This window comes from Solibacillus sp. GQ1 (assembly GCF_059758555.1).
Genome location: NZ_JCAXEX010000001.1, coordinates 658,660 through 682,133, shown reverse-complemented (window position 1 = coordinate 682,133; position 23,474 = coordinate 658,660). Strand labels below are relative to the sequence as shown.

Annotated in this window: 22 protein-coding genes; 2 read left to right on the top strand and 20 right to left on the bottom strand. The window is 33.3% G+C overall.

Annotated features, from left to right (window positions below):
* Positions 1-286: 286 nt before the first annotated feature.
* From AC6CH1_RS03155 to AC6CH1_RS03140, 4 genes are all read right to left on the bottom strand, one after another.
* Positions 287-1,087: a TIGR00282 family metallophosphoesterase gene (locus AC6CH1_RS03155; RefSeq protein WP_498316292.1), complete on the bottom strand. Its 801-nt coding sequence runs from the start codon at positions 1,085-1,087 to the stop codon at positions 287-289.
* Positions 1,088-1,193: 106 nt separating this feature from the next.
* Positions 1,194-1,928: an NAD-dependent epimerase/dehydratase family protein gene (locus tag AC6CH1_RS03150; RefSeq protein ID WP_498316291.1), complete on the bottom strand. Its 735-nt coding sequence runs from the start codon at positions 1,926-1,928 to the stop codon at positions 1,194-1,196.
* Positions 1,929-1,989: 61 nt separating this feature from the next.
* Complete coding sequence (locus tag AC6CH1_RS03145; RefSeq protein ID WP_498316290.1) at positions 1,990-2,943, bottom strand: glycosyltransferase family 2 protein; 954 nt, start codon at positions 2,941-2,943, stop codon at positions 1,990-1,992.
* 27 nt (positions 2,944-2,970) lie between these two features.
* Positions 2,971-3,882 (bottom strand): ATP-grasp fold amidoligase family protein, encoded by a 912-nt coding sequence (locus AC6CH1_RS03140; RefSeq protein WP_498316289.1) that lies wholly within the window; start codon positions 3,880-3,882, stop codon positions 2,971-2,973.
* A 619-nt stretch (positions 3,883-4,501) separates the two neighbouring features.
* Here AC6CH1_RS03140 and AC6CH1_RS03135 point away from each other — a divergent pair.
* Positions 4,502-4,921, top strand: coding sequence for a hypothetical protein (locus AC6CH1_RS03135; RefSeq protein WP_498316288.1), 420 nt, complete (start codon positions 4,502-4,504; stop codon positions 4,919-4,921).
* The gene (locus tag AC6CH1_RS03130; RefSeq protein WP_498316287.1) at positions 4,888-6,486 is read left to right on the top strand and encodes a hypothetical protein; all 1,599 of its coding nucleotides are present in this window, start codon (positions 4,888-4,890) and stop codon (positions 6,484-6,486) included. The genes AC6CH1_RS03135 and AC6CH1_RS03130 overlap by 34 nt, the downstream gene beginning before the upstream one ends.
* A gap of 874 nt (positions 6,487-7,360) precedes the next feature.
* Here AC6CH1_RS03130 and AC6CH1_RS03125 read toward each other — a convergent pair.
* From AC6CH1_RS03125 to AC6CH1_RS03050, 16 genes are all read right to left on the bottom strand, one after another.
* Positions 7,361-7,783 carry a serine O-acetyltransferase gene (locus AC6CH1_RS03125; protein WP_498316286.1) on the bottom strand — a complete coding sequence of 141 codons (423 nt, stop codon included), beginning with the start codon at positions 7,781-7,783 and terminating at the stop codon, positions 7,361-7,363.
* Positions 7,784-7,786: 3 nt separating this feature from the next.
* Positions 7,787-9,037: an oligosaccharide flippase family protein gene (locus tag AC6CH1_RS03120; RefSeq protein WP_498316285.1), complete on the bottom strand. Its 1,251-nt coding sequence runs from the start codon at positions 9,035-9,037 to the stop codon at positions 7,787-7,789.
* Positions 9,037-10,254, bottom strand: a complete 1,218-nt coding sequence (locus AC6CH1_RS03115; protein WP_498316284.1) for a glycosyltransferase — start codon at positions 10,252-10,254, stop codon at positions 9,037-9,039. Before AC6CH1_RS03115 ends, AC6CH1_RS03120 begins: the two co-directional genes overlap by 1 nt.
* Before the next feature lie 56 nt (positions 10,255-10,310).
* On the bottom strand, positions 10,311-11,747 hold the full coding sequence (gene wzy / locus AC6CH1_RS03110; RefSeq protein WP_498316283.1) for an O-antigen polysaccharide polymerase Wzy: 1,437 nt from the start codon (positions 11,745-11,747) through the stop codon (positions 10,311-10,313).
* A 163-nt stretch (positions 11,748-11,910) separates the two neighbouring features.
* A complete protein-coding gene (locus tag AC6CH1_RS03105) occupies positions 11,911-12,798 on the bottom strand; it encodes a glycosyltransferase family A protein (protein ID WP_498316282.1) in 888 nt (295 codons plus the stop codon).
* 26 nt (positions 12,799-12,824) lie between these two features.
* Positions 12,825-13,397: an acyltransferase gene (locus AC6CH1_RS03100; RefSeq protein WP_498316281.1), complete on the bottom strand. Its 573-nt coding sequence runs from the start codon at positions 13,395-13,397 to the stop codon at positions 12,825-12,827.
* Positions 13,398-13,402: 5 nt separating this feature from the next.
* Positions 13,403-14,380 (bottom strand): SDR family oxidoreductase, encoded by a 978-nt coding sequence (locus AC6CH1_RS03095; RefSeq protein ID WP_498316280.1) that lies wholly within the window; start codon positions 14,378-14,380, stop codon positions 13,403-13,405.
* 1 nt (position 14,381) lies between these two features.
* The gene (locus AC6CH1_RS03090; RefSeq protein WP_498316279.1) at positions 14,382-15,746 is read right to left on the bottom strand and encodes a nucleotide sugar dehydrogenase; all 1,365 of its coding nucleotides are present in this window, start codon (positions 15,744-15,746) and stop codon (positions 14,382-14,384) included.
* Entirely contained in the window at positions 15,721-16,848 is a 1,128-nt protein-coding gene (locus tag AC6CH1_RS03085; protein WP_498316278.1) for a glycosyltransferase family 4 protein, read from the bottom strand. Before AC6CH1_RS03085 ends, AC6CH1_RS03090 begins: the two co-directional genes overlap by 26 nt.
* Before the next feature lie 2 nt (positions 16,849-16,850).
* A complete protein-coding gene (locus AC6CH1_RS03080) occupies positions 16,851-17,468 on the bottom strand; it encodes an acetyltransferase (RefSeq protein WP_498316277.1) in 618 nt (205 codons plus the stop codon).
* Positions 17,465-18,112: a sugar transferase gene (locus tag AC6CH1_RS03075; RefSeq protein WP_498316276.1), complete on the bottom strand. Its 648-nt coding sequence runs from the start codon at positions 18,110-18,112 to the stop codon at positions 17,465-17,467. Before AC6CH1_RS03075 ends, AC6CH1_RS03080 begins: the two co-directional genes overlap by 4 nt.
* Positions 18,112-19,227, bottom strand: a complete 1,116-nt coding sequence (locus AC6CH1_RS03070; RefSeq protein WP_498316275.1) for a DegT/DnrJ/EryC1/StrS family aminotransferase — start codon at positions 19,225-19,227, stop codon at positions 18,112-18,114. Before AC6CH1_RS03070 ends, AC6CH1_RS03075 begins: the two co-directional genes overlap by 1 nt.
* A gap of 74 nt (positions 19,228-19,301) precedes the next feature.
* Positions 19,302-21,146 (bottom strand): polysaccharide biosynthesis protein, encoded by a 1,845-nt coding sequence (locus AC6CH1_RS03065; protein ID WP_498316274.1) that lies wholly within the window; start codon positions 21,144-21,146, stop codon positions 19,302-19,304.
* A gap of 31 nt (positions 21,147-21,177) precedes the next feature.
* A complete protein-coding gene (locus AC6CH1_RS03060; protein ID WP_498316273.1) occupies positions 21,178-21,942 on the bottom strand; it encodes a tyrosine-protein phosphatase in 765 nt (254 codons plus the stop codon).
* 43 nt (positions 21,943-21,985) lie between these two features.
* Positions 21,986-22,699 (bottom strand): CpsD/CapB family tyrosine-protein kinase, encoded by a 714-nt coding sequence (locus AC6CH1_RS03055; protein WP_498316272.1) that lies wholly within the window; start codon positions 22,697-22,699, stop codon positions 21,986-21,988.
* A 4-nt stretch (positions 22,700-22,703) separates the two neighbouring features.
* On the bottom strand, positions 22,704-23,468 hold the full coding sequence (locus AC6CH1_RS03050) for a YveK family protein (RefSeq protein ID WP_498316271.1): 765 nt from the start codon (positions 23,466-23,468) through the stop codon (positions 22,704-22,706).
* Between the last annotated feature and the right edge of the window lie 6 nt (positions 23,469-23,474).

Sequence of the window (23,474 nt, the reverse complement as noted above, 5' to 3'; positions counted from 1 at the left end):
TCCTCACTTCTTTTATAGTCCGTTGATTTCCATTTCGGGCGGACGCTTTCCGCGGGCGCGGCTCTACACGAGCGTCTCTCCCTCGCGCTTTTCCCGCAGGAAGCTTGCTTGTAGCGAAAGGCGCTAGCCGTCAGCTACACTGCCGCCCTCCATTCCAATCAACTCCCGGTTAGCAAAAATTACGTTCATTTAATTATTTTAGTAATAAATTTTGAAGTACCAAAAAAACACCTATCACTAAATACAACAGGCGCTTACCTTTTGTATAAGGAATAGGTGTCATTATTTACTTAAGTTGAAACGGGTTATCCTCATTTATAAGTACACGTTCCTGGCGAATTGCTTTACCTGTTTTGTCATCAATTTCTACAAAGAAGGCACTTAATACAGCGCGACCCTTTTTCGGTACTTCATAGCGTGCAGGCATGTTTGTCAGGAACTTATAAATAACATTGTCTTTCCCCATACCTAAAATCTCATCGTATGGACCTGTCATACCGACGTCAGTAATATACGCTGTGCCACCCGGGTAAATACGGTTGTCCGCTGTCTGCACATGTGTGTGCGTTCCTACAACAACAGATGCTTTACCATCCAAATGCCAACTTAATGCGATTTTTTCGCTCGTTGCTTCTGCATGGAAATCGACAAATACGATTGGCGACGTTTTTTTCGCTTCCTCGACCATTTCCACAGCCATCGCAAATGGGTCTTCATGCGGCGGTAAAAATACGCGACCGTGCAAATTAATAACCGAAATCGTCACACCGTTTTTCGACACTTGTGTCACGCCGCGCCCTGGTGCATCTTTCGAAAAGTTTGCTGGACGCACTAAATAATCTGCATCATCGATAAAATCAAAAATGTCTTTGTTGTCCCACGTATGGTTGCCCATCGTAATGACATCAACACCCATTTGCAGTAAATCATTGTAGATTGCACGTGTAATACCGCGCCCTGCTGCAGCATTTTCACCATTTGCAATAACAACATCCAAATTATATTTTTTCTTTAAGCGAGGCAAATACTGCTCTACTGCATCGCGACCGATTGAACCGACGATATCACCAATAAATAATACTTTCATTATTAAAAACCACTCTTTCTGTTCTTCAACATCTAATCATTTTATCACTTTTTATACATTGGACGCAAAAAAACTGCTACAAAATGAATTGTAACAGACTAATACGCTAACATTTTGAGTTTTCATGCCAATTCCAAGCATCTTCAATCATTTCATTTAAATTTTGTTCTGTATGCCATCTAAGCTCCGGTTGTACGTTTTTTGAACTAACCTCAGACAAATCATACATCCTAAATGATGGCTTCTCCCGCTCCAACGCTTCAAGTACTAAAACATGTGCATTTGCAACATCGCTCACATTATTAAAACCACGGTTGCCTGGCTCATCAATCGCAGCTTCAAGATTTCCACTAACCGAAGCCTGTACACTAGTGCTCTTACAATAACGGAGAACGCTCCCATTCATATCATAGGCTTTCGTATAAACTTCAAGCATCTGTTCAATCATACATTTCTGCCCTTGTAAAAGCTCATGCTCTTCTGAACATGCCATAACGGCTGAAGAAAGCATTATATTTCTCACTCTGCATGCCCGCATGACTTTCAATAAGGCTAATGTACCACCGACATTATTTTCATAGTAATATTCAGGATTCCCCATTGCCTCGTTGACTGAGTCCGATGCCGCAAAATGGATTACAGTATGAACCGGAAATAATGTAAATATTTGTGTTAACCGTTGCTGATCCGATAGTTCGCCTTCAATAAAAATCGCCCGCTCATCGACTGCACCGCGGTGTCCTGTGGATAAATTATCATACACAACGACCGGCCCTTTTTCCAGTAATAAATTTACGACATGGCTTCCAACAAAGCCCGCTCCACCAACGACTAATATCACAAATATTCCCCCTTATCGAGCTTCGAATTTTACTTCTACAGTTACGAGTATATATACTCTTTTAAGCCTTTACTTTATGAACCAACCGGAAAAATGTCGGGTAGACCCTCATTTTCACTAACGGTTTCATCATGCGCAGATTCCACGGAAGCTGAGAAAAGTTTTTGCTTTCCCGGATAATTTGACGCTCCAGCGATTTCACTTGTCGTGTGTTTGACGTCGTTAACAATACATGATGATACCGATGAATATATAGACGTAAATTTAGCCCCTCAATCACATTGCGGTATTGCCTTTTATCAAAAAATTGCTTTAGCTGAGCATAAGTTTGCGCATGTGAATGGGCAATCGACGGACTATAATTTTTCATCAGCATATCCTCATATTGCACAAAGTTGTACTGCGGGTCATTTACAATGGCAATCTTTTTCGCAAAAGATAAGTACTGCGCGATAAAACCGACATCCTCAAAAAATGGATGATTATCAAAATATAATCGCTCCCCCATAATGATGGAACGTAAAAAAAGTTTATTCCAAGGTACGATATACGCTTCATTGTGCTTTGTGAGATAATAATTAACTGGGTTCGGTTTTGTTAACAGCGCTTCATTTACTTTCACCTGTTTTTTGCGTTCCGTTTCCGGCCAGTATTTCGAATAGCCGCACAGTACGAGATCCGCATGTTTCTGCACTGCACGCTGCACAAGCTTCTCGTACATCGAACTTTCCACAAAATCATGCCCATCCACAAATGCAACATATTTCCCTGCTGCTTCCTGCATCCCATAATTGCGCGCTTCACTTAACGTAAGGTTTTGCGCATTAAATAAATTGAAACGTTCATCTTCACTTACGAATTCTTCACAAATAAGAGCCGTTCCTTTAGAAACACCATTATTCATAATAAGCACTTCGATTTCTTTCAATGTTTGCTGCTGCAGGCTTTTCAGACATTCTCTTATCGAATATTCAACATTATGTGTTGCCACAATAATAGACACAATCGGTATCATGGAAATCCTCCTAAACAGTTAAAGTGATTAATATTTGGAACGGGCTACAGAAACCGGATGCCTCGACTTCTCAATATCCAAATCAAGCCATTGTCCAAGCTTCAAATTGTCATCATCTTGGAGTTGGTTATTTAAACAAGCGTCCGGTGTAAATGTAAAATTGTTAAAGTAAACTTTCTCATCTACTACCTTTAAATCGATCCGTACGTACGTAAACGGCTTACTCAGCTTTTTTGCAATGGCGAGCAGTTCGTCCAGTTGTGCGGGCTTTACTTTTCCTTCATCAAACGGATACTTTTTCTTTATATAATTTGTATTGAACCAATCCGGTGTTAACATGAGTGTCTGCTCTTTCGGTGTAAAACGGTGGAAAGTAGTTTCGATAATCTTCGGCACCCCATGGAAACAATGAATGTTGTATTCTTGTACATCTTCGCCATTCGATGATTCGATTAAACGTTCGATAATAATTCTAGGAATGATTGATGCATAGTGAGGCTCCGCATATTTCAGCGAGTAATCCGTTGCCATCATTTCCGCTAACTGCTGCCTTGTCTCCCGGTAATCCATTTCTCGTTTGTTCTCGCATACAATTGTCATGCCATCGCCATGCGAGCATTTCAAAACAAATTTTCTCGGCAATTGTTCGAAAATAATATCCTCTATTTCATCAAAAATACCGATCAGCGGCGGCAGTAAATAGTTGTAGCCGACTGTGATCATATATTCGCGCGCCTTCACTTTATCTGTAAATCTTCTTTTAAATTCAACATCTTCAAATAGTTTGAGCCACATTAATTTTTCATTAAAGGTTTTTGGGTTTTCCAGGTTTAAACGAGTTTTGAATCTGTTCCAGTATAATAATTTACTTGCGGCAATTGGGGATAACTTTACGACTTGTGTGAATGCATAGCGCTTTGCATGTAAAGGGATTTGCATAAATGAATCACAGCTCCTTCTATTATTTTTTCACATTACTAATTGATTATGATTAAGGTAAGTTAGTGAAGTTTTAGCTGTGAATAATAGAGTAGGAATGGTAGTGGTTTTAAGTGAAATATGTTTGATACAGTTGGATTAGATAGACTGATTGACGGTTTTTTGATTCTCAACTTTTTTGCATTAAAATAGATTCTATAAATATCTTTCTAATAGTATAGTCTCGAAACATCTAATATATACCTAGTATTCAAGTTTTTTCTTCTATTAAAATGCAAAAAGGCATTTAGGATATAACCATTCTAAATGCCTTGTATCTCAATTCTTTTTAAACAAGGATTGTACTAGCCCTGCATTTCTAAAGGTATGTTAAATATCAATAAGTAGCTTATAAAAAAGAAAAGCGATTGCAGTTGGATAAACTCACTCTACATGCTTGGCTTTCCTTTTTATAGACAATATAGCCAATCGTCATAAAATGTATGTTGCTTAAAATTAATATTTTGATTAAACCAGAAAAATAAAAACATTCAAATCGATTTTACTTTAAACATTTTTATTGTATATTTATGGTAAAATTAGATTCTAAATAAATTATGGAACTTTAAGGGGGACATAAATGCTTGACTGGCTAGAAGCATTATTAGAGGGAACTGATACGGTCGATACTTTGGATTTAAATTTTGATTTTGATGCTGATTTCATACCTGATTCATTTGATCCGTTTATTGATGCTGATTTTAATGGATTTGAAGATTCAAATTTGTCAACTTTGGATTTAAACGCAAACGGTATTAATGATTTTTTAGAGTTAAATATGAGTTTAGATCATGACTTTTTCCCAGATTACGCTGACCCGTTAATTGATGCTAATTTAAATGCAATCAGTGATTTTTCTGATCCGTTTATTGATTTGGACGATAATGGATTTTTTGATAACGGGTATCACACATATTTTTCGTATATAACAGAGAAATTTAATTCAAATTTAAGTGGGGTAAAGATATGGGAAATAATGCAGAGGGAATCATTGAATTAGCTTTAGATAAAAATGTTCTTGGTGATATATTTGTTGAAGCAACAGAGATGTTAACCAAAGAGCATATGTACCAATGTATAGAGAAAACAAAACATCGTTATCTAAATGAACCTATAAGATTTAGTGATTTGATACCTATTTTGGAATCTCTAAAAAATATCTTAAATAACGAAAATGCATATACGATATATTCATACTTTTATAATTATCTTTATCAGCAAGTAGAATCGTTAAATTTATTTAGCTCTCCAGAGATAAATGATCATGAAAAGTTTTTAAAGAATGCTGAATTAATTATATCTGAAGTTATAGCTCAAGAAAATTATCGTAAAAATAAAGAGGTTTTAAATGGAATTTATAATATATTGAAAGATGAATCTGTTTACAGAGTTATGAAATCTTTCTATTTAACGAGAAGTTTTGAAACTGAGATGCTGAAAGCTATAATTTCAAACTTGACTATTATTAATGAGGATGAATTTATAAAAACAGGATATAGATTGGTGGAGGAATCTAAAGAGGGAGTTGCTACCTCTAATTTTACAAATGAAGAGCTAGAAAAATTTTTACGATTTTTTACTTATGAATCAAACTTCCCTTCACTGGTATCTCATTTAAATTCAATCGAAAAAAATGGATATATTACATATCAAGCGTATGTATCCCACTTCAAGAAGTTGTTTTTTATGTATGTTAAAGGGATCATTAATATTAGCGGTTATTTTAAACCTGTAATATTAGCACGAAGTAATAGTAAAGAATTTGTATCGGATCATGTTTCTTTTTTTGAATCACTTTCTACGGCTTTACATCCAAGTCATATAAGAATACTTTATTCAAATTTAAGTGGTTTTACTATGGAGTTAATGAAATCTTGTATAATTCAATACTTGATTTATGAACCATTTATAGTTATGGAGAATATTGAAAAAAGTAATCAATTTTCTCATATGCAAAGAAAAAAAGTATATGTTCAATTAGAGGCACAAAGAGATGATTTAATAAAAAAATTAGATAGATTATTTTTGTTGAATAATATTGGTATTTATAAAAATTTATATGATAAATTTTATGATAAATCAACTGAGAAATTCAATCAAAACATAATCGCTTATTTCAGAAACAATGATAGGAAAATAGAAAAATATTCTTTTAAGAATCATTTTAAAAAAGGTCTTTTTGGAGCAGTAATAGGTGCTCCTATTGGAAGTGTTTTACACATGGTTAAAGAAGAAGTTGCAAGAAAAGAATCCAGGAAAGAACTTTCGCACATTGTCGATTCCCAAAAAAAATTTATGGATAGTTTAAGCTCTTATGAAGAGGCACTTATCAAAGAATATGAATTATTTTTTGATAAATTGATGGACCTTGTTGAACCATATATTAAAAATGTATTTTATCATTATCAACCAACTAGAATTTTAGGACTTGATTTATTTGAGGAACATCTTTTTTCACTAGTAGAATTATTTAAAAATTCTTCAGTTCATATAAAGATTCTAGAAGAATTTATGCCTTATATGAATTATGAAGAATATGAATCTAAGCAGTTTAAACAAAATTAATTTCTTTGTAAAGTGTGGATTTCACGTAAGAATTTCTTACAGAAAAGAAAATTGATAAAAAAAAGCGCTCAGACGAATCGAGATGGAGGAATACCCACTAACCTCTTAAAAAAAATTCTCAGCGCTTTTAAATTTTATAGAATTGTTTTTTTAATGTTTACCCCCTACTTTTCACAAGCTCAGCCATCCTTATCTCCATCGTGCAGGCTTTGTAACCGCTAAAATAAACTGGTTCTTACCCAAATTTGGTGAGGCTATTTTCATTATTTTTCGGGTATAGCATTAGAAAAGGACTGATGTTTATGTTGATTCCTTGGCATGCACCGAAAAACAATTATCTTTACAATTTATGCAACAAGTAAAACGGCGATTATATTACCTGCAATTAACGAAATCCTATGCATTTTGTCTGTCCTACGGCACTCAAAGTACACATTTGCATTGCCCTATTCTCGATTTTTGTTTGATTTTTCATCTAAAACCAGATTTACTTGAAAAACGAATGCAATATCGTTTTGAATGATATTGTAAAATAATGATACTTTAATATATACATACATCCGTACTTATTCACCAAAAGTGTGTAAGAACCAATTGGGGTTGACGGTTCTTTGGTATACACCATATTTTTTAGGACGTATTAGTGTTTCCAAACCAACATAATTATAGATAGTTCGCTACATTGGTAAGGTTTTCATACTAACTGAAAACATCGTACTAATATCCTGAATAGAATATATGAAAATGACTTTTTAGGCATATAAAAACTCCCCATTTATTAAACAGATTTTATTTTTCCATCTGTCTAACTAATAGGGAGCAGTCTTTCTAATTGCCTTTTTATTTATAGTAAAACTTAATTAAAATTTAATTCTTATGATACCGTTTTGACAACTTTTGCTGGAGCACCTACAGCTACGCTATTTGGTGGAATATCAGATATAACCACTGAATTAGCTCCGATAGTAGAATTATTTCCTATTGTTATTCCACCTAGTATACATGCTCCTGCTCCAACAATGACATTTTCGCCAATTATTGGGTTTGCTCTAATACCACTTCTACCACCTATTGTTACATTTTGCAATATTTTTGTATTTTCCCCTATAGTTGTATCATGACCGATAACTACACCAAGACCTTTATGTGCAAATGTAACTGTAGAATGAATATCTGCAGTGTAAGGAATTTCACAAGAAAATATTATTCTTGTAAATCTATTAAATATTCTAGGGATAAAAGGAATTTTCTTTTGATAAAACCATCTTGCAATATTATGTGTAAATAAATTGGACATCATTTACCTCCTAAGAGTGTTTACTAATATCTTAATTTCTGAAATACTTATTATTAATAACTCTTTGATTTTAATATCTTTTAGTCTCATAAAGTAAATTAAAAATGCTATACCACAAATAGAATATGAAATAACAGAAGAAATAGCTGCTCCATACATTCCATAAATCGGAATAACTAGGAAATTTGCAATAGAATTAATTAATACACTAATAAATAATGTGGAAAAATAAAACCATCTTTTTCCTTCAGCCAAAAGTGCTACCCCGATCATTTTATAAAAAACCATACTTATGGCTCCCAATGATAAGATTAATGTAACTTCATATGCCTCGACAAATTCAGCACCATATAATATGTTTATTGCAAATTTTCCAAAAAACATAAACATTAAGATTATAAATATTACTGAAACAATGGATAGTTTGATTGAAAGTAAAATTGATTTAACAGCAGAGTTGCGTGCAACTCTTGATACTAAAACTTCTTTAAATGAATCAGGGATAAGCCAAATATAAATTATTATACCTGCTGCGGTTGCATATAAGCCAAGTTCATATGATGTACCTAAATTTTTCAAGAATATAATATCAACACTATAATTAAGTGTTATCAATAGTGATGTAAGCATGGGTAGCCAACTAAATTTAATTACTTCTCTCATAAAAATGAAGCTTGTTTTTTGAGGACTTGGAATTGTCTTCATATAATATAGATATAAAAAAACTGAGATAATATTTAGCCCAACTGTTATTAATACGGGGAAAAGTAAATTAGAATCGGCAAACAAAAACAATATTAAAAACGAGAGCATTTTTATTGTATTATTAAACATTTGCAGTAGAATACCAAGACGTATATTTTCTACGGCGATTGCACTAGACATTTGTTGTTTCACTACACTAAAAGGCATTAAAATACAAATATAAATTAATAATAGATAATTGCTAAATATAAAGCAAAATATTATTGCAAATATACTGTATACGATTAATTGAAAGAAATAAAAGTTTACAAAGTCCTTGAAAATATTACCTGACTTTTTACGAAAAAAAAATGAATATGATTGATTAAATCCTAATCCGAAAATAATTGTTAAAATAGATACAATTTCTATTAGATATGCATATTCACCTCTGTAAACAACTCCTAGATATCTGGTTAAGAAAATTGATGAAATTAGCCCTATAAACATTGAATAAACTTTATTTATCAAGTTTAATGAATAATCATTCTTAAGTAACTTAGAAATCATTATATTATTTTCTCCTCATAACCATATAAATCAATCATAAATTTAGATATATCTTCAGAATTATCGTAATTATTTTTACAATTTTCTATTAAATTATTCCGTAGGGTATTATCATTAATTATTTTTTCAATTTCCCTAGAAATCTCAATTCCACTCATTCCACAAATCAATCCTGTTATACCGTCCTCAATTTGTTCGGCTACAGTATCATAATTTGTAACAACAATAGGTTTTCCCACATACTTTGCTTCATCTACAGCATTCGATTTACCTTCAGTTCTTGAGGGATGAACAAAAATATCTGCATCATTAATAAATGATAATGTGTTTAACTGAAATCCAAGAAGAATAAATGAATTTTTTATACCACTTTCATCAATCAATTTTTCAACCTCAGCCCTAAACTTTCCATCACCTAATATGAACCACTTTAACTTATAACCTTTTTCAATTAAAATTCTGCAAGCCTCAATTGCCATCTCTATTCCTTTTAATGGATCCAACCTTGTTACTGTAATAATTTTTATTTCTCCATTTTTAACCTTCATAATTTCTTCGTCATAAGCTAACTTTTTATAAAATTCTATAGGTATATCGTTATATAAAACTTTAACTTTATCTTTCATAAAAGGATACATGTCAATAAATATTTGTGCACATTCTACTGAAACTGAAAGTGCACCTTCTAAATTTCGGAAATATTCCGCATCGATATTAGTATTTCTGTTTAAAATTCTTGTATCACTTCTTATCCAATGGAACTTCTTTTTTGCATTAACCAAGTCTACTGTAAAATAAGTTGACATTCCTAATATCCCAAAGGCAAGATCATAATTTCCAGTTATTTTAGGTAAGTCATCTTTATACTTTTCCCAAAATTTTTGTCGCTCTTGATTCATATTTTTTCTAAATAATAGATGAACAATTATTGCTCTGAGAGCACTTAAAAACATTTTCAACTTTCCCTTTTTAATAAAAACCTTTAAATATTTATAAGTTTTATCACTTGGAATTGTTGCTGCAGTTATCAATTCACCAACATTTTTAATTTTCACTTTACTATTAAATTGATTTTTTAAATGTCCTTCCGGCTTTAAAACATAAACATCTACATCAAACAAATTATAGTCTAACCTATCTAAAAGTGCTAATAAGCTTTTTTGGGGACCTCCAATACTTAAATTACTTATGACAAATAGCAATTTAATTTTTTTCATTTAACTTCACCACATATCATTTTTTATTTTATATTTATAGTATTTATATTCGAGTTTCATCCATTTTTAATAATCTTTTTTTGTTTTCTAATAAAACGATATTCTATTACACGAATTAATAGATATGGTATAAAAACATACCTCAAAAAAAATGCAACAATATAGTTAAATGAACCTCTTGCTCCCATTGCAAAAAGTAAAAAGCACAGGATACTTAGTCCTATCATCAAAGGAATATCCTTTTCATTTTTCGCACGTAATGATAATATTTTGGCAATAAAGAAACCAAATACACCCATAAAAAGAACCCCTACCCAGCCAAAATTAAGATAAGATTCTGCAAAAGGCGTAAACCCTGGGCCGTATGACATTGAAAGGTACTCCATTAGCCATCCGGCAGGACTTGTGTAAACTTTATCTATTTCTGCTAAAAACCCTAATCTCATAAAACTTGGAATTAGTAATAAAAATGAAGCAAAATAAGAACCCCCTACTAAATATTTTTCGTATAAAGGTACTATCTCCATTATTTTTGCAAGCGGCCAAATTGTAGCCCCCAAATTTGTTAATGTACTTACAAATATATTGTTTTCCAACAATATTGTTACAATATTTATGTCATTATTCATCGTCGCGAAATGTCTAAAACTACCAATTATAGGAACCAATGACATTAAAATGATTACTAAAATAATAGTTTGTAGAGATTTTTGCTTACCTTTTCTCAAGAAAATTAAATATAACATATATGCCGTTAATATAAATACAATCCCGTCTCCTCGATCTCCAGATAATAATCTAATAAAGGCTATAAATACTAAAAATATTATCGCTAGCTTTTTTTGATATTCTTTCCCACCAGTTACAATTAGTATTATTCCAGTAAAAATATAGTACTTCAAGCCTGTAAATAAGTTATTTAAACGTATACCTTCTTGATAATAAGCGCTATATCCTGATGTTGATACTATCATAAATGAATAAATCAGTTCAGTCATATATGGAAAGAAACCTATAATAAAAAAGACAACTCCTACGGTAAAAAGAATTTTGTTTGGCTTTTCCTCAATGCTACTAATGTATTTTTTATATAAATTATTTTTCCTAATTCCAAATATAACTCCTAATTGGTATATGGAATATCCTAATATGATATATAAAATTGCATATTGTAAGACTCCATGATCTAATCTATCAAAAATATTAAAACCCTCTATTTTAATACCAAGAGAATATAAAATTAAATGACCGCTTGAAAACATAAATAGAAAACAACTAAATAACACTACCGGATTGACATATGTACCAACAATAGATTTTAGTAACCTAATCTGGATTATAAAAGCAAGCGTGTTAAACCAACATAATATTCCTATATTCAATTGAGATTGCTGATTAGCAGAATAAAAAAAACACAATACACATAAAAATAAAATTACAGTTATAATAATTTGTATGTGTAAAGGGTTTATTTTCATTTGTTTATTGTTCATAAATAACTCTCCTTATGGAGAAATTCCCCCTAGTGTCTGCAAATTTTTATTGGACACTTAAAAATAATCTTTCTTCTTAAATGATTTTAAATAATCTCAATAAACGTTGTAAAATACAAATTCACAAAATATAATTCACTTAATTAAAAGTTAAAGGATAAAATCATCTTAACTTCTTCCACTTATGATATAGTATCAAGCCAGGGAAATAAGTAATTGTTAGTAAGAACGGTCTTTTTACCATCTTTATTACTTGTAAAAATGATTTATTAGCTATCTTGGTATATGGCCAAATAGAGATAGCATACTTTATTTGCGTTAAAAGAGTACTTTTAGGTTGAATCATTAGCATAGAATAATGGATCATACCCATGGGATTTCTAAGTCTCAATTCTCTCCCACTCTTTGTTAATCCCCCTTCCAAATATTCAGCAACACCAATTACCTTTGGGGAAAATACCATTTTATATTCTTTTGACATTTCCATTTGTAGTACAGTTGGTCCTACATATTTTTCATTTGGATATTCTGGGTATCTATATTTATTGATAGCTTTATTTAGATAACAAACACAACCATCATTTAATTTATATTTTTTATTATATTGGTATCTTGACATTATCATATCATTATCTATTGTTTTACCGCTTGGTTTCAATAACTTTCCACTAGGTGTTTCATAGTAAAAAAAGAATGCTCCTATTTCTTTATTATTATTATATTTTATTAAATATTCTTCTATAGTCTCAACTGCTGTTGGTAATAAATAATCATCGCTATCAACAACAACATAAACCTCAGCATAATTAAATATTTCAAAACCTGTGTTCAGAGCTTTAGCCTTACCTCCATTAATCTGATAATGATATTCGATACTGACAATATTTTCTTTCATAATTTCTTTAACATAGGTTTCAGTTTTATCCTGGCTTCCATCATCAATTATTACCCAGTCAAAACTTTTGGTAGTTTGCTGCTTTAAACTTTTGTAAAGTTTGGGAAGATTAGAAACTCGATTATAGGAAGGTGTGAGTATAACAATTTTATTCATTATTATCCTCCTTTTTTTATTAATATTTAAAATCTATCTTTTAATTTTTTTGCTGGTACACCACCAACTATCCAATTCTCAGGTACATTTTTAGTTACAACTGCATTTGCAGCAATTACACTCCCATATGCAACATTTGTTCCTGCTAGTATCGTAACCTTTGCACCAATCCAAACATTATCTTCAATTTTTGTAAAATAGGAGGCCACATCTTGATCTTTAATTGGCATAAATTTATCCTCATACAAGTGTGTAGTTGACATAATCGAAGCTCCATGAGCTATAGATACATCATTACCTATTTCAATTCCACCTGTTGCATCAATATAACATAAAGGGTGAATACTGACATTCTGACCTAAAGATAAATTCTTCAAATTAAACAAATATACATTCGGATGAATACTGACATTGTCTCCGCATTCTTTTACTAAAGATTTTAAAAAAACATATCTAATAGCTAATCCTTTTGTTCCTTGCATCATCCGAAATCCATTAAATAATTTTAGCCTAACTCTATAAGGTAATATAAAAATTATTCTCACAAAAATTTTTAATAAAGACTTGTATTTATTAAATTTATGTCGCCCTCTGTTCATAAGCCTCACCTCAAGTTATTTCTATACCAGTCAATTGCAGCCAAGATTCCTCTTTTAAAACTCCACTCAGGATTATATTCTATTTTTTCTTTGGCCAAAGAAATATCTGCATTACTGTGCTTAATATCGCCTAAACGATCAGGTCCAAATTGGGGTTGTATATCCTTTACCAATGCATTAGATAATTGATTGTAAATATCGATTAAGTACTCTCTCCCCCCAAAAGCTATGTTATAAGCCTGCCCTGCAGCTTCACTAGGAGCTAAACATGCTTTTAAATTGGCTTCAATTACATTTTCAATATAAGTAAAATCTCTACTCTGTTTTCCATCACCATTAATAATCGGTTGCTCATCATTTAATAATTGTTTAATAAATTTCGGAATCACAGCAGCATATGCACCTTCAGGATTTTGCCTTCTACCAAATACATTGAAATAACGTAAACCATATGTATCTAGGCCATATAATTTAGTATATAATTTACCGTATTCTTCATTTATCTTTTTCGTAAGGGCATAAGGTGATAAAACATTCCCCTCTCTTCCCTCCCTTTTGGGAAGATTAGGTTCATCGCCATATACCGAAGAACTTGAAGCATAAACAAATTTCTTTACACCACATTGTCTAGCAGCCTCCATCATATTTAAAGTACCTTTAATATTTACTTCTTCATAAAATAATGGCATTTCAATACTCCTTGGTACGCTCCCCCATGCAGCTTGATTCAAAACAAAATCGATACCTTCACAAGCTTTCATACATGTTTCTAAATCACGAATATCACCTTCTAAAAATTCATAGTTAGGATGATTTAAAAATTCTTCTACATTTTCTTTTTTTCCAGTTGAAAAGTTATCTAGACCCCTCACCTTATAACCTAAATCCAAAATAGCCTCTACTAAATTAGAACCTATAAATCCAGCAGAGCCCGTAACTAAAAATTTACTTCCTATTGGAAATTTAATATCTTTATACCCCATTTTAAAACCTCCAATATGAAAAGCCATTTACTTCTGCTTCTTTTCTATCAAATATTCCTTTAAGGTCCATTAATACAAAATCACTTACCATTGATGTTGCAGCTACTTCCATCGTTTCCTCTGTATCTAGTAACACTTTTTTACTAAACATATTTTTTATATTTTCTAATTGAATTAATTTAAACTCTTCATGGGGTACAGCAAATATTATTGCATCCATATCTTTTATATCTTCTGTTTTGCAAAGTTTAATTTTATATTCACGCCATAAATCTTCTTCATCAGCATGAGGATCTACAACTTTAACATCTATACCGTAATCTTCTAACTCTCTAATTACATCCACAACTTTAGTATTCCTTACGTCTGGACAGTTTTCTTTAAATGTAACACCAAAAATAGCAACTTGAGCACCATTTATTTGCTTGTTTGCTTTAATCATTTTCTTAACTGTATTCTCAGCAACATATTTACCCATATCATCATTAATTTTTCTTCCTGAAAGAATTATTTGAGAATGATAACCTATTTCTTCAGCTTTATATGTTAAATAATATGGATCTACTCCTATACAATGCCCTCCCACTAAACCTGGAGAAAAATTAAGGAAATTCCATTTAGTACCCGCAGCTTCCAAAACAGATTTTGTATCAATATTCATTTTGTTAAATATAATAGACAATTCATTCATGAATGCGATATTAATATCACGCTGTGAATTTTCTATAACTTTTGCAGCTTCCGCAACTTTAATATTTGCAGCTTTATATACTCCTGCTTCAACAACTAGTTCGTATACTTTTGCAATAGTATTTAGAGAATCCTCATCTTGACCTGCAACAACTTTAATAATTGTTTCTAAACGATGAACTTTATCTCCTGGGTTAATTCTTTCTGGAGAATAGCCAACTTTAAAATCTATTCCACAAGTTAAGCCCGATTCTTTCTCTAGTATTGGAATACAAATATCTTCTGTTACTCCAGGATATACAGTAGATTCAAAAACAACGATTGAGCCTTTAGTCAAATTTCTACCTAATGTACGGCTAGCAGACTCTATTGGAGATAAATCAGGTGTATGGTCTGTTTTTACAGGTGTGGGAACCGCTACAATATGAAACTTTGCTTCTCTTAATTTTAATTCATCAGATGTAAATTCTACTGTTGTATTTTTAATTACATCATTTCCAACTTCTTTTGTAGGATCTATTCCTTTTTTATAAAGTTCAACTTTGGGCTCACTAACATCAAAACCTATAACATCAACTTTTTTAGCAAAGGCTACGGCAATTGGCATACCTACATAACCAAGGCCAATTAAGGATATTTTTTCTTCTTTATTAACTAGTTTTTCGTAAAGGTTCATTATGATTCTCCTCAATAATAGCTATTTTAATTTCATCCAAGTATGTTTTCACTACAATATTCCTGTCAAATTCTCTTTCCATTTTCCTGCGTCCTGCAATACCCATTTCTTTTTTTTTCTCGTAAGATAAGTTTATGAATTTTAATATTGCTTCAACTATACTATCAACATTTTTAACCTCAAAACCAATACCTGTTACGCCATCATCAAATGTTTCTATACATCCCGGTACTTTCGAGGCCAAAACTGGTCGCCCTGTAGAAGCAGATTCTAGAAGTACATTCGCTAACCCTTCATGATGTGAGGGGAGTATAATTGCATGGGCTCCATTTATAAAAGAATGTATGTCTTTTTGCTGTCCATGATATTTTATAATATCTAATTTTTGTAAATCATTTAATTTTCGCGTGTAGTTTTCTTCCATACCGCCAACTAAGTGAAATTGGATGTTTGGATGATGACCTTTTATTCTTTCCGCAGCTTCAAGTAACTCGTCAATTCCTTTCGCTTTCATAATACGCCCTATGAATAAAAGACAAATATTTCGATTTTTTATAGGATACTCTTCAAATACATGTTGTTCTAAATTTACCCCTGATCCTGGGATTAATCTAGAATTCTTATTAACAATTCTATTCTCTTTAAAGAAAATCTGATTTGTTTTGTTTTGAAAAAATACTGTTGAAGCCTTTTTTAATCCCCATTTATAGAGTGTTAATGTAATTTTTTGTATAATACCCTTCTTTTCTAATGACGTTCCAAGCCCTGTGATATTAGTAATATACGGTGTTTTAGTTATTGAACAAGCAATTCCACCATACACATTTGGTTTAATCGTATATGTTAAGACAATATTTGGCCTTATCTTTCTAAGTATCTTTATATAATTTAAAAGTAGCTTAAAATCTTTAATTGGGTTTGTTCCTCTTCTCTCAATCTGGGTATCAATAAACTTACATCCTATTTTTTCTAATTTGGGTACATAATCATCATTAGGTAATGATATATAAACTTCGTGTTGCTGTTTAATTAATTCTTCTAATAATTCTCTTCTAAAATTATATAAACCCATTCCAAAATTCGCTAATACAAGTATCTTCATAGTTATAATCTCCTAACGGGTACACCTACATAAACACCTTGTTCAGTAATATCCTTAACAACCACTGCACCTGCACCTATTTTACATTCCTCAGTGATACTTATATTATTACTAATTACACTCCCTACCCCTAACCATGAACCACGACCAACACTTACCGACCCAGCCAAATTGGCACCAGGTGATATATGAACAAAATCTTCAATTGTATTATCATGATCGATTGTTGAACCGGTATTTATTATGCAACCGTTACCAATTGTAGTACAACAGTTAACTACAGCACCTGCCATAATAGCAGTACCAATTCCAATTACTACCTCTGAACCTATTACTGTATTTGGATGAATTAATGTAGGTATGCTTACCCCTACTATTTCAAGCATCTCATGAAGTTTTTGTCTTATACCATTATTTCCAATACCTACAAATATTTCGAACTCATCTTTATATTTATAGATATCATTTGTTACCCCGATAACTTCTAGACCCATAGAAGAGATAACTTTTTTATCATCATCCAAAAAAGCAACTTCCTGCCACTTGTCCATTTTCAGTGCAATATCAGCCACTACTTTGCCATGACCACTCGCACCAATTATTAGAAGTTTGTTTTTCATAAGTCCATTCTTCTTTCTTTATTAGTTCCTTTAAAGGGCTCCATAGTTGCAGCTGTTTCGGAGCTAATACCTTCCCTTACAAAAACTTTTTTAATGGTCATTAAAATTATTTTCCAATCTTCTATAAAAGCGCCATTGTCTACATATTTAACATCAAGATTAAATTTTTCTTCCCAACTTATCGCATTTCTGCCACTTATCTGAGCTAAACCAGATAGACCCGGTCTTACTTCATGACGTCTTTTTTGATGATTATTGTACAATGGCAAATACTGAACTAATAAAGGTCTTGGTCCAATAATTGACATATCCCCTTTTAGAATATTAAACAATTCGGGCAGTTCATCTAAAGATGTTGACCTTAAAAACTTACCGAACTTTGTAAGTCGTATTTGGTCTGGGAGCAATTCACCATTTTTATCTCTTTCATTAGTCATCGTTCTAAATTTATACATCATGAAAATTTTTTCATTTAGCCCTGGTCGCTGCTGCTTAAATAATATAGGACTTCCTAATTTAGTTCTTACTAGGATAGCTACTACTATTAATATAGGGCTCAAAACAATAATCGCAATTAGTGATAATAGGAAATCCATCGGTCTTTTAAAAAATCTCCTATAAATTCCACCTTTAGGATTCTTCATTATTTTAACCACAATCCTTTAATAATGTTTACTACTCTGTCTAAATCTTCATCTGTCATTTTAGAATCAGAAGGCAAGCAAATTCCATACTCAAATAATTGTTCACAAACCCCTTCGCCTACAAAATTGTATTTTTCAAATACCGGCTGCATATGCATAGGTTTCCATACAGGACGTGACTCAATATTTTCCGCTTCTAAAGCTAGCATAATATCTAATGGCTTTACTTTACCTTTTACAGTCATAGCACTTAACCAGTAATTAGGTGCATCCCACTCGTTATCCGGCAGAAACTCTATACCTTCAAGTTCACTCAATTCACGCTTGTAATATTCATAAATATAGTTTTTCTTTGCGACACGGTCATCCAGTACCTTTAACTGTCCCCGACCGATACCTGCTACGACATTACTCATCCGGTAGTTATACCCTACTTCGCTATGCTGATAATGTCTTGCATTATCGCGTGATTGAGTTGCCCAGAAACGTGCTTTTGCTATTTTTTCCTCATCATTTGAAACGAGCATACCACCACCTGATGTTGTGATGATTTTATTTCCGTTAAATGAATAAATACCGTAATGTCCAAAAGTACCGGTTTGCTGTCCTTTGTAATAAGTACCTAACGACTCCGCTGCATCTTCAATAACTACAACATTATGCTTATTACAAATCCCCATGATTCGATCCATATCTGCAGATAAACCATATAAATGTACAACAATCACTGCTTTTACTTCCGGATATTTTTCAAATGCTGCTTCTAATGCTTTTGGACACATATTCCAAGTTTTGTAGTCACTATCGATGAATACAGGTGTTGCTTTTTCATACATAATCGGGTTTGCTGTTGCAGAAAATGTTAAAGACTGACAGAAAACAATATCTCCTTCACCCACTCCTGCCGCTTTTAATGCTAAATGAATCGCTGCAGTTCCTGATGTTAAAGCAGCTGCTGCTTTAGAGCCTACTTTAGCCGCTAACTCCTGTTCAAACTCATTAACGTTTGTCCCTAATGGCGCAATCCAATTTGTATCGAATGCTTCTTTAACATATTGTTGTTCATAACCTTCATCACTCATATGTGGCGATGATAAATATATTCTTTCAGCCATTGTCCAAAACTTCCTCCCAAAATTAATTCACTCAATTACTATATAAAAACTTCTGTTATCCACTTACTAGGATATCATTCCGTAGCCGCTACATCCGCATGTGAATCAGCGATAACATCCCACCGACCATTTGCAACATCAATGACTTTTTCTTTTGTTTGTGAAATATTCTGATATTCAAGCTCTGCTAAAAACATTTCAAGTTGGTTAGAGGTCATGCAGTTCGCTTTCCCCACATGAATTTTCGGATACACATGCTCCTCCTGTATTTCATCCGGACTTAGCAGTTCCTCATACATCTTCTCTCCTGGTCGAATGCCTGAATACTCAATACCGATCTCATCTTCCTTAAAACCGGATAGACGGATTAGATTTTTTGCCAAGTCTGTAATGTAAACGGGTTCACCCATATCAAGAACAAACACTTCTCCACCGCGCGCAAGTGATCCCGCTTGTAAAACAAGACGGCTTGCTTCAGGTATTGTCATGAAATAACGCGTCATTTCCGGATGGGTTACGGTAACCGGACCGCCTGCAGCAATCTGCGCTTTAAACCTTGGGACTACTGATCCTCGAGATCCTAAAACATTACCGAACCTTACTGCCGCAAATGTCGTCTTACTTTGTGTAGCCAAGTTTTGAACGATCATTTCCGCAATACGTTTAGTCGAGCCCATCACATTCGGAGGGTTGACTGCTTTATCTGTTGAGACCAGTACGAAGCGGTCAACACCGGCTTTATGAGCAGCATCTGCCACATTTTTAGTACCGAACACATTATTTTTTATCGCTTCTATTGGATTAGCCTCCATGAGCGGTACATGCTTATGTGCTGCCGCATGATAAATCGCATCCGGTTTATACGTTTGAATCACTTCAAAAATACGCTCGCGATCTTGTACATCTGCGATAACCGGAATGATTTCAATATCCAAATCTTTATATTGTTCTGTCAGTTCCATATGGATTAAATAAATCGAGTTTTCACCATGACCGAGTAATAACAATTTCTTCGGTTGGAATTTCATCACCTGTCGGCAAATTTCCGAGCCGATCGAACCGCCGGCACCTGTTACTAAAATAACTTTATCGGTAATACCTTCAGAAATTGCCAGCATATCAAGCTTCACTTCATCACGGCCAAGCAAGTCTTCAATATTCACTTCCTGCATATCGTTTACAGTCACTTTACCTGTCAGCACATCTTCAATTTTCGGCATAATTTTAACGTTTGCACTAGTAGTTGAACAGCGCTCGAATAATGCTTTCATTTCGCTTTTTGGTAAAGACGGAACTGCTAAAATAATTTCTTGGACATCTTTATTTTCTACAATTTTTTTAATTTCCTTTGTAGTACCTAGTACGCGGTAATCTACAAGTGTTAAATGTTTTTTATTTGGATCATCATCAACATAGCCAACGATCTGATATTCGGAATATTCATTACGGCTTATATTGCGTGCTAGAATCGTTCCTGCCTGACCGGCACCTACGATTAACACGCGAATTGCTTCACCTTCAAATTTTATTTTTCTTTTTTCATGTAAAAGCCTTAATAAAAAGCGTGAACCGCCGATCATAATAATATGGAGCAGCCACGTGATCATCAGTACGCGGAAATAAATGTCTCCATTAATTAGCTGCTGCATAATCATCGCCATCACTACGGAAATTGTTACAGCAATTCCGATAATAATCAGTTCTTTCACCGATGCAACCGACCAGATGCGGCTATACAACTTATAAATGTTAGCGACAATATGATGTGCGATTAATAGCGTAATCGCACTGATAAATAACGTTTTATTTGTATACACCTCAACAGTCGGGTGCAGCAGCCAATAACTGATATATATTGCAGTTAATACAATGATAGAGTCGAGTATAAAAAATACTGCATATCTTCTTCGATAGTTCATTTTTCCCATAACCTTTCTATATGCTATTTCTTCAGAAAATAGACCACCATTTTTTAGAACTTATTTCCTGAGGTTCATATAAGATAAAATTCTTATTTTCAATGATCCTTGCATTATTTTCTAAAAGCATATCCACTGCATCTAACTGTTTCTTTTTTTCCAAATATATAAGCCCTTCATCAAATAGAAATGGGCGAGTTGTCAAATTATGCACATCTGAACCATACGTATGGACCAAATTTGCTTTCACTAAGTAAAGTGAAAGTTTTTGAATGTTTTTTCCGAAATGCCCCGCAAGACTTCCGGCCGTAATTTGCGCCATTGCGCCTTCCCTTACCAGCTCTTCCAGCTTATATGGTCGTTCTGCAATTGTTTTATTTCGTTCGGGATGGGCAATGATCGGTATAATCCCCTTCGCTTGAAGGGTGATAATCAGTTCTTTTGTGTATTTCGGTATTGTGCTGGATGGTAGTTCAAGCAGCAAATAATTGGAGTTTGCGAGAGTCAAAGCTTCCTTTGTCTCTACTAAAGAGACAATGTTTTCGACTAAACGGACTTCTTGACCTGGATGGATTTTTAATGGAATATTATTGAGCTGAAGCTGTTCCTGTAAAACAGCCATCTGCTCGGTTACTTGTTTAGCTGTAACATTGTATTGTGGATGAAAACTATGTGAAGTTGAAATGATTTCTGTAATGCCTTCGTCTACGGCTTTTTGTAGCATACTCAGTGTTTCATATAAATCTCCGGGTCCGTCATCGACTCCAAACAATATATGGCTATGTATATCTATCAATGTAATGCCCCTCTTCTAGATGTTAGTTTCGAGGGGCGTGTGTTTATTCTACAGCCCCGTAGTATTGGTAATAATAATGATTTTTATCGATTGCATAATTATTCAATACTGCTCCGATAATGTTTGCTTTTGAAGCTAGCAGCATTTCTTTCGCTTTTATCACATTTTCTTTCTCTGCTTTTCCTGAGTTGATTACTAATATCGTACCTTCGCACTTATTCGATAGAATTTGTGCATCTGTCACCGATAATACAGGCGGTGCATCGAAAATGACCATATCATATTTCTCTTTTACCGTTTCAATAAATTGGTCCATCGTTTTCGATGCAATCAGTTCAGCAGGATTTGGCGGAATCGGACCGCTCGTTATTAAAGAAAGCCCTTCGATTTGTGTTTCATGGACAACTTCTTCAACTGTATCCTGGCGTATTAGAACTGTTGATAAGCCTCCGACATTTCTTACACCAAATGTGTGGTGGGTTGTCGGTTTACGCATATCCCCGTCAACTAAGAGTACTTTCTTTCCTGATTGTGCATATACAACAGCAATATTCGAAGCATTTGTCGACTTTCCTTCTCCCGGTGTGGATGACGTAACGACAAGTGTTTTTAAATCTTTGTCCGGCATCGAGAAGTTGATATTTGTACGTACTGTTTTGAATTGTTCCGAAACGATGGATTTTGGATTCGAATCAGTAATAAGTTTTCTTGCTAATGTAGTTGGCTGTGATTTTTTTCGTTTAAACTTGTTGAACATATCCTCACACCCTCACTTTTCGGTCAATTAATGTTTTTTTTTGTTTTCGGTGTCTAGAAGCTCGTCTTGCTTCCTCTTTCCGCATTTCTTCCTGGTTTATTATACTAATAACACCAATAATTGGCAATCCTATTATTTCTTCCACGTCCTGCTCTGTTTTTACAGTTGTATCAAGGTATTCCAGTAAAAAGGCTAAACCTACCCCTACCATTAATCCAATTACAAGCGCAATAGCTATGTTTAGCATTTTATTCGGCTTGATCGGTGTCGGGTTGTCCGAATATTGTGCTGGAGCCAGTATATTAACGTTATCGATATTCATCAGTTTTGGAACTTCTTCTTTAAATACTTCTACAACCTGATTGGCCATATCGGCTGCCACATTATAGTTTTCATCTTGTACACTTACATTTAATACTTGCGAGTTATTCGCATTTGTCACGGAAATCTTTGATGCCATCTGACCAGGAGTTAACGGCAAGTCCAAGTTTTCTACTACAATGGATAAAATCGCTGGACTTTTAATAATTTCATTGTATGTATTAATTAATTGTAAGTTGGACTGAATATCTTGTGACGTCATTTGCTGTGTCATGTCTTCTTTTTTTTGATTGACCAGTACTTGTGTGTTTGCCTGATAAATCGGCGTCAGTAAAAAGTAGCTAACAATTGCTGCTACAATCCCTGCAAAAATAGTAAGCGAAAGAATAAGAGCAGCCCGCTTTTTTAATGTCTTGAATATATCTTGTAAGCTTATTGTCTCTTCCAAAAGTGT

Excerpts from the sequence above, each read along its gene's own strand:
- AC6CH1_RS03155 (WP_498316292.1), bottom strand. The coding sequence starts at position 1,087 with ATGAAAGTATTATTTATTGGTGATATCGTCGGTTCAATCGGTCGCGAT.
- AC6CH1_RS03145 (WP_498316290.1), bottom strand. The coding sequence starts at position 2,943 with ATGATACCGATTGTGTCTATTATTGTGGCAACACATAATGTTGAATAT.
- AC6CH1_RS03140 (WP_498316289.1), bottom strand. The coding sequence starts at position 3,882 with ATGCAAATCCCTTTACATGCAAAGCGCTATGCATTCACACAAGTCGTA.
- AC6CH1_RS03135 (WP_498316288.1), top strand. The coding sequence starts at position 4,502 with ATGCTTGACTGGCTAGAAGCATTATTAGAGGGAACTGATACGGTCGAT.
- AC6CH1_RS03130 (WP_498316287.1), top strand. The coding sequence starts at position 4,888 with ATGGGAAATAATGCAGAGGGAATCATTGAATTAGCTTTAGATAAAAAT.
- AC6CH1_RS03125 (WP_498316286.1), bottom strand. The coding sequence starts at position 7,783 with ATGTCCAATTTATTTACACATAATATTGCAAGATGGTTTTATCAAAAG.
- AC6CH1_RS03120 (WP_498316285.1), bottom strand. The coding sequence starts at position 9,037 with ATGATTTCTAAGTTACTTAAGAATGATTATTCATTAAACTTGATAAAT.
- AC6CH1_RS03115 (WP_498316284.1), bottom strand. The coding sequence starts at position 10,254 with ATGAAAAAAATTAAATTGCTATTTGTCATAAGTAATTTAAGTATTGGA.
- wzy (WP_498316283.1), bottom strand. The coding sequence starts at position 11,747 with ATGAACAATAAACAAATGAAAATAAACCCTTTACACATACAAATTATT.
- AC6CH1_RS03105 (WP_498316282.1), bottom strand. The coding sequence starts at position 12,798 with ATGAATAAAATTGTTATACTCACACCTTCCTATAATCGAGTTTCTAAT.
- AC6CH1_RS03100 (WP_498316281.1), bottom strand. The coding sequence starts at position 13,397 with ATGAACAGAGGGCGACATAAATTTAATAAATACAAGTCTTTATTAAAA.
- AC6CH1_RS03095 (WP_498316280.1), bottom strand. The coding sequence starts at position 14,380 with ATGGGGTATAAAGATATTAAATTTCCAATAGGAAGTAAATTTTTAGTT.
- AC6CH1_RS03090 (WP_498316279.1), bottom strand. The coding sequence starts at position 15,746 with ATGAACCTTTACGAAAAACTAGTTAATAAAGAAGAAAAAATATCCTTA.
- AC6CH1_RS03085 (WP_498316278.1), bottom strand. The coding sequence starts at position 16,848 with ATGAAGATACTTGTATTAGCGAATTTTGGAATGGGTTTATATAATTTT.
- AC6CH1_RS03080 (WP_498316277.1), bottom strand. The coding sequence starts at position 17,468 with ATGAAAAACAAACTTCTAATAATTGGTGCGAGTGGTCATGGCAAAGTA.
- AC6CH1_RS03075 (WP_498316276.1), bottom strand. The coding sequence starts at position 18,112 with ATGAAGAATCCTAAAGGTGGAATTTATAGGAGATTTTTTAAAAGACCG.
- AC6CH1_RS03070 (WP_498316275.1), bottom strand. The coding sequence starts at position 19,227 with ATGGCTGAAAGAATATATTTATCATCGCCACATATGAGTGATGAAGGT.
- AC6CH1_RS03065 (WP_498316274.1), bottom strand. The coding sequence starts at position 21,146 with ATGAACTATCGAAGAAGATATGCAGTATTTTTTATACTCGACTCTATC.
- AC6CH1_RS03055 (WP_498316272.1), bottom strand. The coding sequence starts at position 22,699 with ATGTTCAACAAGTTTAAACGAAAAAAATCACAGCCAACTACATTAGCA.